Source organism: Streptococcus sanguinis (assembly GCA_013378335.1).
GTDB classification, from domain to species: domain Bacteria; phylum Bacillota; class Bacilli; order Lactobacillales; family Streptococcaceae; genus Streptococcus; species Streptococcus sanguinis_I.
This window is the reverse complement of the sequence record CP040556.1, coordinates 1,807,670-1,820,588: the sequence shown is the minus strand read 5'-3', so window position 1 is coordinate 1,820,588 and position 12,919 is coordinate 1,807,670. Positions and strand designations below refer to the sequence as shown.

Sequence of the window (12,919 nt, the reverse complement as noted above, 5' to 3'; positions counted from 1 at the left end):
TTATAATTAAGGAGGAAACACAAATAAAATTGTTTTTAAGGGAGGTAGATTATGGAAGGAAAAATTTTGTTGAAGGATATCTTTCAATTTGATGACTTGTTGGCTAGACCAGAGTTTAAAGGGCGTCGGATAAAGCTACGCTTTAATAAAAATTGGGGAGATTATAATTTTGTAGTAGATTATATTAATCAATCTGATGATTTTCTGCCTTGGATTTTGAGTGATGGTAGCGAGAAGAAAAGTAGAAATAGAAATGACGATATTCAATTTCAGTTTATTGAAGTAGAATATCATAAATGGCTTTTTGTTGGTGCTTATCTTATAAAGGAAAAAGATAGTCAAGTAAAGAAAGTGGCTTATGGCAACCGTGATGTGAAATATGCTCTAGCGGAAAGAATTGAAGATTACGATAAATATATAGAAAAATTAGTTGTCGACCATACAAATACAGGGCAATCTTGGTTTTATGTTGACCGTAGGCGTACTGATTTTGTTGAAGTTGCTGAGATAGCGAATCGTTCTTATTTTGAAAAAACAATAGATTTTCCCGGTTATGAAAATTTGTCTATGACTTACGAAAAGTTGAAGACACATTGGAATAATAGAACTTGGAGAGAGCATCTTTCAACTGTTTATGGCGTTTATCTTATTACTGATACAAAAACAGGAAAACTTTATGTAGGCTCTGCTTATGGGGAAAATGGAGTTTATGGACGTTGGTCAGCTTACTTGAACGATGGATATGATAGATTAGAGCTGGAAGATAATAAATATCCCAATAAGAGATTGAAAGAGATTGTGGATAAAAAAGGAATCGATTATATAAAAAAACATTTTCAGTATTCTATTTTAGAAATATTTTCTAAGAATGAATTGGGAAAACAAAAAGCGCTTAATCGTGAAAAGTATTGGAAAAAGGTGCTACAGTCAAGAGAATTTGGCTATAATGCGAATTAGGATAAAAATAAAACGGGGGATAATATGGAAGATTGGGAAAAGAAAAGACTGATTGATGAATCAAATAGTAAAATTGATGAGCATAACCGACTAATAGATGAAGGGAATAAAGCAAAAGAAGAACATTATCGTAAAATAGAGGCTCAGTATGAAGAACTTTTACGTTTAGAAGAAAAGAGAATAATAGAAGTAGCAGACAGAGAGCAAGAAAAAGAATACAAAGATAAAATTCTAGAATTAAAAAAGCGATGGGCTGAATCGAATGATACTAGTCAACAACAGCGGTATCAAATTTTAATTGCCGAAGCTGAGCAGGAATATAATGATTATTTAGAAGATAAAGAAAGAATAAGACAAATTGAAGAAGAGAAGAGACAGCAATTCTTAAAACAATATGAACAAAAACTTCAGAGAATTGAAAAAGAAAAGCAACAAACAGTTAAAATAGAACGCAGAAAAAGTTTCATTAAGCGAGTTATCATAGGAAGTGTTTTTCTTATATTTCTTGTAATAGCCTTAACTGCTTGGATGTCAAATAAATTAAGTAGCAAGAGTGTACGTGATCAAACTTCATCGATTAGTTCTAATGCTAGTTCTTCATCAAAGAAGGATTCAAAAATAGACAAGACAAAAAATAATAGTGCTGCAAGTGAAGCTAATCAAAAAACATTTACTATGGAGAACTATGTTGGTCAAGCAAAATCAGCAGTGGTTGAGGATCTGAAAACGAATCATAAGATTTCTGGGAAATTGATTAAAATTGTTGAGGAGGAGTCGAACGAGTACGAGACTGGTCAGGTGATTCGCCAGTCTCCGACTGCTGGTTCTACTTATGATTTGACTTCTAATCGTCAGATTGTGCTGACAGTAGCGAAAGAAGTGTCTAGTGTGGCCATGCCTGACTTTGGCAGCATGCAGTACACCTACGCTAATGCACGTTCTTACTTGATTCAAATGGGAATTTCATCGTCTCGAATTGAGCGAGTTGTTGACCGTTCGGTCACTTCGACTCAGGCAGACTTGGTAACTTCCCAGTCACCAGCGGCAGGTCAGACAATTGACCTCAAGTCTAATGAAAAAATCACTCTTTACGTGACAGAAGCAACGACACCATCGTCAACAAGCTCGTCATCATCTTCTAGCGGCTTTAAAAACAGTTCATCATCTGATGATGAAAACCATTCTAGTAGCTCTAGTTCTTCTGAGCATTGATTATAAATATCAGTTAACGAATGGAATTGTTAATTTGTAATATGCATGCTATTGATATTTTGCTGTTTTATAATTCCCCTATTTGTAGTCTCAAGTTTTCTATGTTAAAATAATTAAAAAACAAAGGAGTCTTTTATGTCGGAAATCAAAGTGAAACGCGGGACAGGTTTTGTAGGGATTATTGGAAAGTTTCCAATCTTTATCAATGATCAGAAAGTTGGCGCAATTAAGAATGGTGACGAGGCTATTTTTCCTATTGAGGGAGAAGAAGCTGTTGTTCGTGTAGGAGCAGCTCCTATGAAAACCAAGCCAGTGACAGTTAAAGCAGGGCAAACCTTGCTGATTGAAACAAATTTTACTAATTTTTCTATTTGTTTGGGAACTTTAGTAGTTGCTTTTCTATTTGGTGGATTACTTCGTGCGATTCTCTTGATTCTTTATATTGTTTTAATGTTCCTTCTTCCTTTCTACTCTGCTAGAATTGTAGAATAAGTCTATGACCAGCTGATGCTGGTTTTTTGTATGTTATTTTTTGAAAAAGTAGCTAATCTTTTGACAAGATTTCTGAAAGGGTTTACAATAAAACTAACAAATTATAAAGCGAGGTATGTTTATGGCAAAAATGAATGCTGCACGTTGGTATGGCGCTAAAGATGTTCGTATTGAAGAAGTGGATGTACCGGAAGTCAAACCGCATCAGGTTAAAATTGCGGTCAAGTTCACAGGAATCTGTGGAACTGACTTGCATGAATACTTGGACGGACCGATTTTTATTCCGACAGAAACAGAGCATATCTACTCTGGGCAGAAAGCGCCTGTAACCTTGGGACATGAGTTTGCTGGGGAGATTGTTGAGGTCGGCAGTGCTGTGACACGGGTCAAAGTTGGCGACCGGGTGACAGTTGAGCCCATTTTGGCTAAACATAATCTTGTCGGTGATTACAATCTGGACCCCAATCTAAACTTTGTCGGTCTGGCGGCAGACGGTGGTTTTGCCAAGTACTGTGTTTTGGATGGAGACATTGTTCACAAAGTTCCAGACAGTCTTAGCTATGAGCAGGCAGCCTTGACAGAACCTGCTGCTGTGGCAGTTTACGCGGTCCGTCAGTCAGCTCTTAAGACGGGCGATACTGCGGTGGTCTTCGGTTTGGGACCAATTGGACTCTTGATTGTAGAGGCTTTGCGAGCGGCAGGCGCTTCTAAGATTTATGGTGTTGAGTTATCTCCGGAACGTCAAGCCAAGGCTGAGGAGCTTGGGGCCATCATTGTGCGTCCAGAAGAAGGCGAAGACGTGGTAGCTGCTATTCATCGTTTAACTGGTGGCGGGGCAGATGTGTCTTATGAAGTGACCGGGGTGCCGGTTGTGCTGAGGCAGGCTTTGGCTGCTGTTCACAAGGCTGGAGAATGTATGGTGGTTTCTATCTGGGAACGAGAAGCTAGCATTAATCCAAATGAATTTGCTATTCAAGAAAAATCACTCAAGGGCATTATCGCCTATCGGCATATATTTCCTAAGGTGCTGGAGCTGATGGAGCAGGGCTACTTCTCTGCGGATAAGCTTGTGACCAAGAAGATTAAGCTGGAGGATATTGTACAAGAAGGATTTATTGAGCTGACTCAGGACAAGGCGCAGATCAAGATTTTGGTATCGCCGGAATAAATCTTTGCTTAACCATGAGATGAAAATCAGTCAAAACTGGCTGATTTTTCTTTATGCTTTGTGCTATAATAAGCAAAGATATAGAAAAGGGTTTAGGATGTCAAAAGTTTTGAAAGGAACAATTTACACATTAGCTGCTGGAATTGCTTGGGGATTTTCTGGTACTAGCGGCCAATATCTGCTAGGGCATGGTTTTTCTGCGTTAGCGCTGACCAATCTCCGCTTGCTGCTTTCAGGCCTTGCCTTGATGGGTGTGGCCTATTTGGCAAATCGGGACCATTTTCGGAATCTCTTAAAAGATAAGTCTTCCTTGTTTTCTATTTTTATTTTTGCCCTCTTTGCCATATTTCTCAACCAATTTGCCTACTTGGAGGCCATTCGAGAAACCAATGCAGGTACAGCGACGGTCTTGCAATACCTCTGCCCAATAGGGATTTTGGCCTATGTCTGTATCAAGGATCGGGTTGCGCCTACAGTATCGGAGCTTTGTTCTATGCTGTTAGCGATTGGAGGCACCTTTTTGATTGCGACCCACGGTCAGCTGAATCAGTTAGCCATTACTCCTAAAGGTTTATTGGTTGGTCTTTTTTCAGCTTTTACACATGGGCTTTACATCTTGCTCTCTATTGACTTGATTAAGAATGGGGCAGTATACTGGTGATTGGCATTGGAATGACCATGGCAGGGCTTCTCTTACTTCCCATTAGCGGTCTAGCTCAGCACCAGTGGGATCTCAGTCCTAATATTCTGTTAGCCTTGGTGGGAATCGTAGTAGTTGGGACCATCTTTTCCTGCACGGTCTTTTTAAAGGGTACTTCCCTGATAGGCCCTGTCAAATCCAGTCTTCTAGCTTCCGCTGAGCCTATTTCAGCGGTCTTCTTTGCCTTTTTTCTGATGAATGAGCGTTTTTATGTCCTTGATCTGGTAGGGATTGCTATGATTTTAATAGCTGTTTCGCTCATTTCCCTTAAAGATTTATGGCTGCAAAAGAAGAAAAAGTCTTGCAACCTCTCCTAGTTGAACCATTATATATGGGAGACAAAAAGGATAAATAAAAAAGGAGTTGAGTTGATCCAACTTCTTTTTATTTGGAGGCCATTTTCCAGAAAAAATCAATGATATAGGTCAGTCCGTAGGTATAGATGACGAGAGTTATGGGTTTGCAGAGAAGGATAATCAGCATGTACTTTTTGAAAGTCATCTTAGTCAAGGCGGCCAGCATGCAGAGAAAGTCGGCTGGACTGATGGGCCAAATCATCATGAAGATAAAGAAGCGCTCAAAGCGATTCCCCTTATCCAGCCAGCCGATATATTTATCATAGGTGCGCTTGCTGACGACAGACTGGACAAAAGCCGGACCATAGGTGCGCGCCAGATAAAATATCAGGGCGCAGCCAATGACAATGCCGATATAGTTATAAATGGTGCCGACGATATGGCCGTAGATGAAAACACCAGCGACTGAGGTCAGGGCGCCAGGGATAATGGGCACGACCGTCTGTAGAATCTGCAGCAAGATAAAGAGAGGTGGACCCCAGATGCCTGCCTGCTGGATGAAGGCTGAGAGAGTTTCCTTGGATTGGAGGACGCCAGCGAAATAGGCCCAAAGACAAAAGGCCACCGTTCCTAGAGCGCCAATAGTGGACGACCAGTTGATAATCTTTTGCAAAAGAGGGGAAACAGCCTGCATCTGCCTGTTTTTTTCTGTCATACAATCCTCCAGGACATTTATACTATCACCACTATAATATCATTTTTTGTCCTTTTTGTAACCTTTGAGACTGAAGGTGCCAAAAAGCCCATTTTATGCTATAATAATGAGAATACGAATTTTTGGAGAGAGATGTGGCGATTGAAGATTATATGCCGGACTTTGTGGTCGAGGCAGTTTACGATTTGACAGTAGAGAGTTTGAAAAGACAGGGGATCAAAGCGGTTTTGGTGGATTTGGATAACACCTTGATTGCTTGGAATAATCCTGACGGAACCCCAGAGATGAAGAAGTGGCTCCATGATTTGCGGGATGCTGGCATTCGGATTATCGTGGTGTCCAATAACAATCAAAAACGGGTCAAGCGGGCCGTTGAAAAGTTTGAAATTGACTATGTCTACGGGGCTATGAAACCCTTCACTTGGGGAATTGACCGAGCGCTCAAGCTTTTTCATTTTAAAAAAAATGAAGTGGTCATGGTAGGCGACCAGCTTATGACGGATATTCGGGCAGCTCATCGGGCCGGGATTCGTTCCATTTTGGTCAAACCGCTGGTTGAACACGACTCTATCAAGACCCAAATCAATCGGGCGCGTGAACGCCGTGTGCTCAAAAAAATAACTGAAAAATACGGCCCAATTCAATACAAAAAAGGAATTTAAGCATGGAAGAACTTCTCTGTATCGGCTGCGGAGCCACTATTCAGACAGAAGATAAGGGTAAGCTAGGCTACACGCCCCAATCAGCTCTAGAAAAAGGCTTGGAGACAGGTGAACTCTATTGTCAGCGCTGTTTCCGCCTGCGCCATTATAATGAAATCAGCGATGTCCAGCTGACGGATGATGACTTTCTGCGGCTTCTGCATGAGGTTGGAGATAGCGACGCCTTGGTCGTCAATGTTGTCGATATTTTTGACTTTAATGGCTCGGTCATTCCTGGTCTGCCTCGCTTTGTCGCAGGAAATGATGTTCTCTTGGTCGGGAATAAAAAAGATATTTTGCCTAAATCGGTCAAGGACAGCAAGGTGACCCAATGGCTGACGGAGCGGGCTCACGAAGAAGGCCTACGTCCAGTTGATGTGGTCTTGACTTCTGCTCAGAACAAGCAGGCCATCAAGGACTTGATTGACAAGATTGAGCATTGCCGTAAGGGACGTGATGTTTATGTGGTCGGCGTGACCAATGTGGGCAAGTCCACTTTGATTAACGCCATTATTCAGGAAATCACGGGTGATAAGGATATTATTACGACTTCGCGTTTCCCGGGTACAACTCTGGACAAAATCGAGATTCCTTTAGCAGACGGCAGTCATATCTATGATACACCGGGCATTATCCATCGTCACCAGATGGCTCACTATCTTTCTGCTAAGAATCTCAAATACATCAGTCCTAAAAAGGAAATCAAACCCAAAACCTACCAGCTTAATCCAGAGCAAACCCTCTTTTTGGGTGGTTTAGGCCGTTTCGACTTTGTGGCAGGTGACAAGCAGGGCTTCACGGCTTATTTTGACAATGAGCTCAAGCTCCACCGGACTAAGTTGCAAGGTGCCAGCGGCTTTTATGACAAGCATGTTGGCAGTCTCTTGGTGCCGCCAGTTGGTAAGGAAAAGGAAGAATTTCCAGCCTTGGTCAAGCATGAATTTACTATCAAGGACAAGACAGATATCGTCTTCTCTGGTCTGGGTTGGATTCGCGTCAGTGGTCCTGCTCGAGTAGCTGGCTGGGCGCCAGAGGGTGTGGCGGTTGTCACTCGGAAAGCTATTATATAATACTCAAGACACCAAGGGGAATAAATCTCCTTAAAATAAGGAAGGAAAAGGCTATGAACAGTAGGGGAAAAGCAGGTCCCAACTGGCTCAAGCCTTATAGAAGAACATGACACTAACATCAAAACAACGCGCCTTTCTCAACAGTCAGGCACATAGTCTCAAACCTATCATTCAGATAGGGAAAAATGGGCTCAACGACCAAATCAAAACCAGCGTCCGTCAGGCACTGGATGCGCGAGAGCTGATCAAGGTTACGCTCTTGCAGAATACAGATGAGAATATCCATGAAGTTGCTGAGATTTTGGAAGAAGAAATCGGAGTGGATACGGTGCAGAAGATTGGCCGGATCTTGATTCTCTACAAGCAGTCCAGCAAGAAGGAAAATCGTAAACTCTCTGTCAAAGTCAAGCAAATTTAAGGAAAAATTTCTGTGGAGATGTCAGCCTATGGCTATTGAATTACTGACCCCCTTTACCAAGGTGGAATTAGAACCAGAAGTTAAAGATAAAAAACGCAAGCAGATTGGCATTTTAGGTGGGAATTTCAACCCTGTCCACCATGCTCATTTGGTCGTGGCGGATCAGGTCCGCCAACAGTTAGGCTTGGATCAGGTCCTGCTCATGCCAGAGTACGAGCCGCCGCATGTGGATAAGAAAGAGACCATCGATGAACAGCATCGGCTGAAAATGCTGGAGCTGGCTATCGAGGGCATTGCAGGATTAGGGATTGAGCCTATTGAGTTAGAACGCAAGGGAATCAGTTACAGCTACGACACCATGAAGCTGCTGACAGAGCAACATCCAGATACGGACTATTACTTTATCATCGGTGCGGATATGGTGGACTATCTGCCCAAGTGGTACCGCATTGATGAGCTGGTTGAGCTGGTTCAGTTTGTCGGTGTTCAGCGGCCGCGCTACAAGGCTGGGACTTCTTACTCTGTCATCTGGGTGGATGTACCGCTTATGGATATTTCCTCCAGTATGGTGCGGGATTTTCTGGCTCAGGGACGGACTCCTAATTTCCTGCTACCTCAGCCAGTCTTAGACTATATTGAGAAAGAAGGGCTTTATCTATGACCTATGAAAGCTATATCAGTATGGGCCGTGAGGCCTTGCTGGCTAAGATGGAAACCGTTATGTCAGAGAAGCGCCTGCGGCATTGTCTAGGTGTGGAAAAGGCTGCCCGTGAATTAGCGGAGCGCTTCGGTCTTGATGTCGAAAAAGCGGGTCTAGCAGGACTCCTGCACGACTATGCTAAAAAGGTCTCGGATGAGGATTTCCTATCCTTGATTGACAAATACCAGCTGGATCCTGACCTGAAAAACTGGGGCAATAATGTCTGGCATGGCATGGTGGGCATTTACAAGATTCAGGAAGACTTAGGCATCGAAGATGCCGAGATTCTGCGAGCTATCGAGATTCATACAGTGGGTAGTGGCACCATGTCTGAGCTAGACAAGGTCGTCTATGTGGCCGATTACATTGAGCATAACCGAGACTTTCCGGGAGTAGACAAGGCTAGAGACTTGGCTCAGCGGTCGCTCAATCTAGCTGTGGCTTATGAAACAGCAAGGACAGTGGAGCATTTGGCTCACAAAGGAATCCCTATCTACCCGCAGACCTTGGAGACCTACAATGCCTTTGTAGGGTATTTGAAGGAAATAGAAGAAAATTAAAGAGGAACTATGAAAGAACAAGAATTATTGGAACTGGTCGTGAAGGCGGCCGATGAAAAGCGTGCAGAAGATATTGTGGCTTTGGACTTGCAAGGTCTGACTACTGTGACAGACTACTTTGTCATCGTCAGCTCTATGAACAGCCGTCAGCTAGATGCAGTCGCTGAAAATATCTGTGAGAAAGCTGCTGCGGCAGGTGTTTCTGCTGGCCATGTTGAGGGAGACGCAGCTGGTGGTTGGGTTCTCTTGGACCTGGGTGGTGTAGTCGTCCATGTCTTTTCTGAGGAAATGCGGGCGCATTACAATCTGGAAAAACTCTGGCACGAAGCAACTGGTGTGGACGTTGCAGCCTTATTGGAAGAAAAAAACAAGTGATTTTTTGCCCTTGGACAGAAAGTAGAATTCGGCTCAGTCAGCCTGCTGGCTGGGCTATTTTTGAAAGGAAAAGTATGGCAACTTATGAAACCTTCGCGTCGGTTTACGATGCGATTATGGATGATTCTTTGTATGAGAAATGGACGGATTTCAGCCTGCGGCATTTTCCCAAGGATAAGAAAAAGCTGCTGGAGCTGGCCTGTGGAACAGGCATTCAGTCTATTTATTTTAAGCAGGCTGGTTTTGATGTGACGGGGTTGGACCTGAGTCAGGAAATGCTGGATTTGGCAGAGAAGCGCAGCAGAGAGGCCGGTTTTGACATTCCCTTTATACAAGGTAATATGCTGGATTTGAGTTGCGTCGGTCAGTTTGATTTGGTGACTTGTTATTCGGACTCGATTTGCTATATGGAGGATGAAGTTGATGTCGGTCAGGTTTTCACTCAAGTCTACCAGCATCTAAATGAGGGCGGTCGCTTTATCTTTGATGTGCACTCAATTTACCAGATTGATGAGGTTTTTCCAGGCTATTCTTATCATGAAAATGCTGAAACTTTTGCCATGGTGTGGGATTCTTATGCGGACGAACCGCCTCATTCTATCGTGCATGAGTTGACCTTCTTTGTCCAAGATGAGGATGGGCGTTTCACGCGCCATGATGAGGTGCATGAGGAGCGGACCTATGAGATTCTGACCTATGATATCTTGCTGGAGCAGGCTGGCTTTAAGAATGTCAAGGTCTACGCGGACTTTGAGGACAAGGAGCCAACTGACAAGAGCGCTCGCTGGTTCTTTGTGGCGGAGAAATGAGATGACAGTTACCGGTATTATCGCAGAGTTTAATCCTTTTCATAATGGGCACAAATATCTGCTGGAGCAGGCTTCTGGTCTGAAAATCATTGCTATGAGCGGTAATTTTGTTCAGCGAGGGGAGCCGGCTATCGTGGATAAGTGGACTCGGGCACAGATGGCTTTGGAAGCTGGAGCCGATCTGGTCCTTGAGCTGCCTTTCTTGGTCAGCGTTCAGGCGGCAGATTTTTTCGCTAAGGGAGCAGTAGACCTCTTAGAGAGACTGGGTATCGAACAGCTGACTTTTGGGACCGAGGAAGTGTTGGACTATGAGAGCATTTCGAGGGTCTATGGTCAAAAGGCAGAGCAGATGGAGGCTTATCTGGCTGGCCTGCCTGATTCCCTATCCTATCCCCAGAAGACTCAGGCCATGTGGCAGGAATTTGCAGGGCTCAATTTTTCAGGCTCTACTCCCAATCATATCTTGGGCTTGGCTTATGCCAAGGCTGTGGCGGGAAAGGATATCAAGCTGTGTCCCATTCAACGTCAGGGGGCTGGCTATCATTCCTTGTCAGCTAATCAGGAATTTGCCTCAGCGACAGCCCTTCGTCAGAATCTGGATCAGCCAGACTTTCTCAAAAAATTCACCCCAGCTCATCACTTGCTTGAAATTGCCCCCAAGGTGACCTGGTCGGACCTTTTTCCTTATCTCCGTTACCAGATAGTGACCTGTCCGGATTTGACGGACTTTTATCAGGTCAATCAGGAGTTGGCCGTTAGGATTAGAGAGGCCTTGAAAAGCAGTGAGACTATAGAAGAGCTGGTCGAGCAGGTGGCGACCAAGCGCTATACCAAGGCTCGGGTTCGGCGTCTGCTGACCTATATCCTGGTCGGAGCTAGACAAGAAGAGCTTCCATCAGCAATCCATATCTTGGGTTTCTCCGAGCAGGGACGCCAGCATCTGGCCAGATTCAAGGGAAAAGTGGAACTGGTCAGCCGTATCGGCAAGGTGCCATGGGACAGTGTGACCCAGCAGGCTGATAAGATCTATCAGCTAGGCAATCCTGCACTTAAGGAACAGAACTTTGGACGGGTTCCGATTATGAAAGACAAGCAAGGCTGAATCTTCAGTCTTTTTGCTTTATTTGTGATAGTACAGAAAAAATGGTATAATAAATGAATAAACTTGTTTTCACTAAGGAGCATGATTTGCTTTTTAGTGGCTTGACTGTAGGTATGAAAGCTAATATTCGGTCAATAAAACTTTGCTGAGCTTGATTGAATGATTATCTTTCATATCCATGTCTCAAAGGAGGAAGACTCATGAAAATTCAAAAGATTACCTTTATGGCCCTTACAGCTTTACTGACGCTTAGTTTAGGGGCTTGTAGCTTGATTGGGCAGAAGCATTCTCAAAAGAATCAGGGTGTGACTGAGAATAGTTCCCGTGAGAGCCAAAAGAATACTTCTTCTGACGATATTGAAGAACTCTTGGAGAAAGCAGAAACTGCGAATGAAGATCTAACTTCAATGAAAATGAAGGTAAAACTATCTATCACTGTAGATGGTTCCAATAAAACTCAAACGATGAGCGGAGACCTTCTCTATGATAAAAGCACTGATGAATTGGCCAAGGGACATTTAGTAATAGATGGAAAAGAGAGCGGCCAGGAGAGTTATCAAGAAGCGATTATGCCGGGCGGACAGGATAAACTTTTGTATACTCGTTCTTCTAAAAATGGAACATGGTCTAAGCAAGAAATGGGAAGCGGGGCAGATTATTATGTTCAGCCCGATTATTTCAAACTCATGGATGGCTTTTATCAAATGGCTGATGATGTCACTGTAAAGGAAAGCGGTGATGAATATGTCTTTAAATTAAGCAGTAAAAATGCTGATTTGCTAGGGCTTTTTGGTGAAGAATTCAAACTAGAGCTGTCAGGTGTTACTCAGGCAGATATGGATAAGAAGTTAGAGGTACGCTTGGATAAAAAGACCTTATTCTTAAAAGACTTTAAGCTAGGTTTATCTTATAAAGGTGAAAAAGGTAGTATGGATGTTCAAACAGATACTCATTATTCTGACTGGAACACTATAGATGAAGATGAGTTTAAGGCGCCTCAGTAAAGCATTGACAGAATAGCTTCTAAACTATTAGCTGAGAAAGAAAGGAAAAGTCATGCCTTTATTGTTTGCTTTTCGCTACCGTAGAGGACTCTATTTGACCATAGTAATCTTGGCATCTGTCTTCTTAGTATCAGGCATCATTTTCGGTGCTTTAGCTTGCCTGCTCTTGTTTTCAATTGATAAAGCTATGCCTGGAGCAGGAATTATTTCATTCGGTTTGCCTTCTTTTCTTACCTTTCTGTTAGTCTGTCTACTTGAAATTTTTATAATAATCCATGCGGGACGCAAGCTGAGTAAAAAGTGCTTTGTTCTTGCGGGAACAGAATGGGGCTTGACCGTGCGAGGAGCTTTTTTGAAAGAGCATAGCTTTGCTTGGAATCAGCTGGAAAGTGTCTTTTACCGGCCGGCTTGGGGAAGAACTTCTGATGGGCAGGCTTCTTTTCGACTGGGAGTCAAGTACTATCGGAGAGACTACCTATATGTCAAGCCTTATCATGGCAAGTCGGTTCGAGTAGATGTCACTTTTTTAGATGGCAGAATAGAGGATGTTTTTGCCTGCTTAAGCAGGTGCAAACCGGATTTGACTATTGTGAAAAATTATCAGTAATATTTTTGATGGATTTCGGTAAAGGTCCGCTAT

The 12,919-nt window shown here is 43.1% G+C and carries 16 protein-coding genes and 2 pseudogenes; 15 read left to right on the top strand and 3 right to left on the bottom strand.

Going from position 1 to position 12,919, the window contains the following annotated elements; genetic code table 11:
* The first annotated feature begins 51 nt into the window (after window positions 1-51).
* The 4 genes from FFV08_09360 to FFV08_09345 all read left to right on the top strand — a co-directional run bounded on the left by FFV08_09360 (window position 52) and on the right by FFV08_09345 (window position 3,829).
* Complete coding sequence (locus tag FFV08_09360; protein QLB52784.1) at window positions 52-957, top strand: GIY-YIG nuclease family protein; 906 nt, start codon at window positions 52-54, stop codon at window positions 955-957.
* 24 nt (window positions 958-981) lie between these two features.
* A complete protein-coding gene (locus FFV08_09355) occupies window positions 982-2,169 on the top strand; it encodes a PASTA domain-containing protein (protein QLB52783.1) in 1,188 nt (395 codons plus the stop codon).
* 135 nt (window positions 2,170-2,304) lie between these two features.
* Complete coding sequence (locus tag FFV08_09350; protein ID QLB52782.1) at window positions 2,305-2,661, top strand: hypothetical protein; 357 nt, start codon at window positions 2,305-2,307, stop codon at window positions 2,659-2,661.
* Between the two features lie 121 nt (window positions 2,662-2,782).
* Window positions 2,783-3,829 carry a 2,3-butanediol dehydrogenase gene (locus FFV08_09345; GenBank protein ID QLB52781.1) on the top strand — a complete coding sequence of 349 codons (1,047 nt, stop codon included), beginning with the start codon at window positions 2,783-2,785 and terminating at the stop codon, window positions 3,827-3,829.
* Here FFV08_09345 and FFV08_09340 read toward each other — a convergent pair.
* A pseudogene (locus FFV08_09340) lies at window positions 3,787-3,990 on the bottom strand (hypothetical protein). The gene FFV08_09345 and the pseudogene FFV08_09340 sit on opposite strands and share 43 nt — an antisense overlap.
* Between FFV08_09340 and FFV08_09335 the strand changes: the two are divergent.
* Window positions 3,927-4,846, top strand: a pseudogene (locus FFV08_09335) (EamA family transporter). The pseudogenes FFV08_09340 and FFV08_09335 sit on opposite strands and share 64 nt — an antisense overlap.
* A gap of 67 nt (window positions 4,847-4,913) precedes the next feature.
* Here FFV08_09335 and FFV08_09330 read toward each other — a convergent pair.
* Complete coding sequence (locus FFV08_09330; GenBank protein QLB52780.1) at window positions 4,914-5,540, bottom strand: TVP38/TMEM64 family protein; 627 nt, start codon at window positions 5,538-5,540, stop codon at window positions 4,914-4,916.
* 152 nt (window positions 5,541-5,692) lie between these two features.
* On the opposite strand from FFV08_09330, the gene FFV08_09325 reads away from it, so the two are divergent.
* The 9 genes from FFV08_09325 to FFV08_09285 all read left to right on the top strand — a co-directional run bounded on the left by FFV08_09325 (window position 5,693) and on the right by FFV08_09285 (window position 12,279).
* A complete protein-coding gene (locus tag FFV08_09325) occupies window positions 5,693-6,202 on the top strand; it encodes a YqeG family HAD IIIA-type phosphatase (GenBank protein QLB53295.1) in 510 nt (169 codons plus the stop codon).
* 2 nt (window positions 6,203-6,204) lie between these two features.
* Window positions 6,205-7,311: a ribosome biogenesis GTPase YqeH gene (yqeH, locus tag FFV08_09320; protein QLB52779.1), complete on the top strand. Its 1,107-nt coding sequence runs from the start codon at window positions 6,205-6,207 to the stop codon at window positions 7,309-7,311.
* 106 nt (window positions 7,312-7,417) lie between these two features.
* Window positions 7,418-7,729, top strand: coding sequence for a ribosome assembly RNA-binding protein YhbY (gene yhbY, locus FFV08_09315; GenBank protein ID QLB52778.1), 312 nt, complete (start codon window positions 7,418-7,420; stop codon window positions 7,727-7,729).
* Window positions 7,730-7,757: 28 nt separating this feature from the next.
* Window positions 7,758-8,390, top strand: a complete 633-nt coding sequence (locus FFV08_09310; GenBank protein ID QLB52777.1) for a nicotinate-nucleotide adenylyltransferase — start codon at window positions 7,758-7,760, stop codon at window positions 8,388-8,390.
* Complete coding sequence (locus FFV08_09305; protein QLB52776.1) at window positions 8,387-8,989, top strand: HD domain-containing protein; 603 nt, start codon at window positions 8,387-8,389, stop codon at window positions 8,987-8,989. The genes FFV08_09310 and FFV08_09305 overlap by 4 nt, the downstream gene beginning before the upstream one ends.
* Before the next feature lie 9 nt (window positions 8,990-8,998).
* The gene (gene rsfS, locus FFV08_09300; protein QLB52775.1) at window positions 8,999-9,364 is read left to right on the top strand and encodes a ribosome silencing factor; all 366 of its coding nucleotides are present in this window, start codon (window positions 8,999-9,001) and stop codon (window positions 9,362-9,364) included.
* 74 nt (window positions 9,365-9,438) lie between these two features.
* Window positions 9,439-10,173, top strand: a complete 735-nt coding sequence (locus FFV08_09295; protein QLB52774.1) for a class I SAM-dependent methyltransferase — start codon at window positions 9,439-9,441, stop codon at window positions 10,171-10,173.
* A 1-nt stretch (window position 10,174) separates the two neighbouring features.
* Window positions 10,175-11,275, top strand: a complete 1,101-nt coding sequence (locus FFV08_09290) for a nucleotidyltransferase (GenBank protein ID QLB52773.1) — start codon at window positions 10,175-10,177, stop codon at window positions 11,273-11,275.
* A 200-nt stretch (window positions 11,276-11,475) separates the two neighbouring features.
* Window positions 11,476-12,279, top strand: a complete 804-nt coding sequence (locus FFV08_09285) for a hypothetical protein (GenBank protein QLB52772.1) — start codon at window positions 11,476-11,478, stop codon at window positions 12,277-12,279.
* 90 nt (window positions 12,280-12,369) lie between these two features.
* Here FFV08_09285 and FFV08_09280 read toward each other — a convergent pair whose 3' ends face one another.
* Entirely contained in the window at window positions 12,370-12,567 is a 198-nt protein-coding gene (locus FFV08_09280) for a hypothetical protein (GenBank protein ID QLB52771.1), read from the bottom strand.
* A 49-nt stretch (window positions 12,568-12,616) separates the two neighbouring features.
* Here FFV08_09280 and FFV08_09275 point away from each other — a divergent pair, with 49 nt between their 5' ends.
* Entirely contained in the window at window positions 12,617-12,886 is a 270-nt protein-coding gene (locus FFV08_09275; GenBank protein QLB52770.1) for a hypothetical protein, read from the top strand.
* Window positions 12,887-12,919: the final 33 nt, after the last annotated feature.

Bases quoted from the DNA above. Each gene is read 5' to 3' on its own strand.
- FFV08_09310 (QLB52777.1), top strand. From the start codon at position 7,758: ATGGCTATTGAATTACTGACCCCCTTTACCAAGGTGGAATTAGAACCA.
- FFV08_09330 (QLB52780.1), bottom strand. From the start codon at position 5,540: ATGACAGAAAAAAACAGGCAGATGCAGGCTGTTTCCCCTCTTTTGCAA.
- FFV08_09325 (QLB53295.1), top strand. From the start codon at position 5,693: ATGCCGGACTTTGTGGTCGAGGCAGTTTACGATTTGACAGTAGAGAGT.
- FFV08_09360 (QLB52784.1), top strand. From the start codon at position 52: ATGGAAGGAAAAATTTTGTTGAAGGATATCTTTCAATTTGATGACTTG.
- FFV08_09355 (QLB52783.1), top strand. From the start codon at position 982: ATGGAAGATTGGGAAAAGAAAAGACTGATTGATGAATCAAATAGTAAA.
- yqeH (QLB52779.1), top strand. From the start codon at position 6,205: ATGGAAGAACTTCTCTGTATCGGCTGCGGAGCCACTATTCAGACAGAA.
- yhbY (QLB52778.1), top strand. From the start codon at position 7,418: ATGACACTAACATCAAAACAACGCGCCTTTCTCAACAGTCAGGCACAT.
- FFV08_09345 (QLB52781.1), top strand. From the start codon at position 2,783: ATGGCAAAAATGAATGCTGCACGTTGGTATGGCGCTAAAGATGTTCGT.
- FFV08_09350 (QLB52782.1), top strand. From the start codon at position 2,305: ATGTCGGAAATCAAAGTGAAACGCGGGACAGGTTTTGTAGGGATTATT.
- FFV08_09295 (QLB52774.1), top strand. From the start codon at position 9,439: ATGGCAACTTATGAAACCTTCGCGTCGGTTTACGATGCGATTATGGAT.
- FFV08_09285 (QLB52772.1), top strand. From the start codon at position 11,476: ATGAAAATTCAAAAGATTACCTTTATGGCCCTTACAGCTTTACTGACG.
- rsfS (QLB52775.1), top strand. From the start codon at position 8,999: ATGAAAGAACAAGAATTATTGGAACTGGTCGTGAAGGCGGCCGATGAA.
- FFV08_09305 (QLB52776.1), top strand. From the start codon at position 8,387: ATGACCTATGAAAGCTATATCAGTATGGGCCGTGAGGCCTTGCTGGCT.
- FFV08_09290 (QLB52773.1), top strand. From the start codon at position 10,175: ATGACAGTTACCGGTATTATCGCAGAGTTTAATCCTTTTCATAATGGG.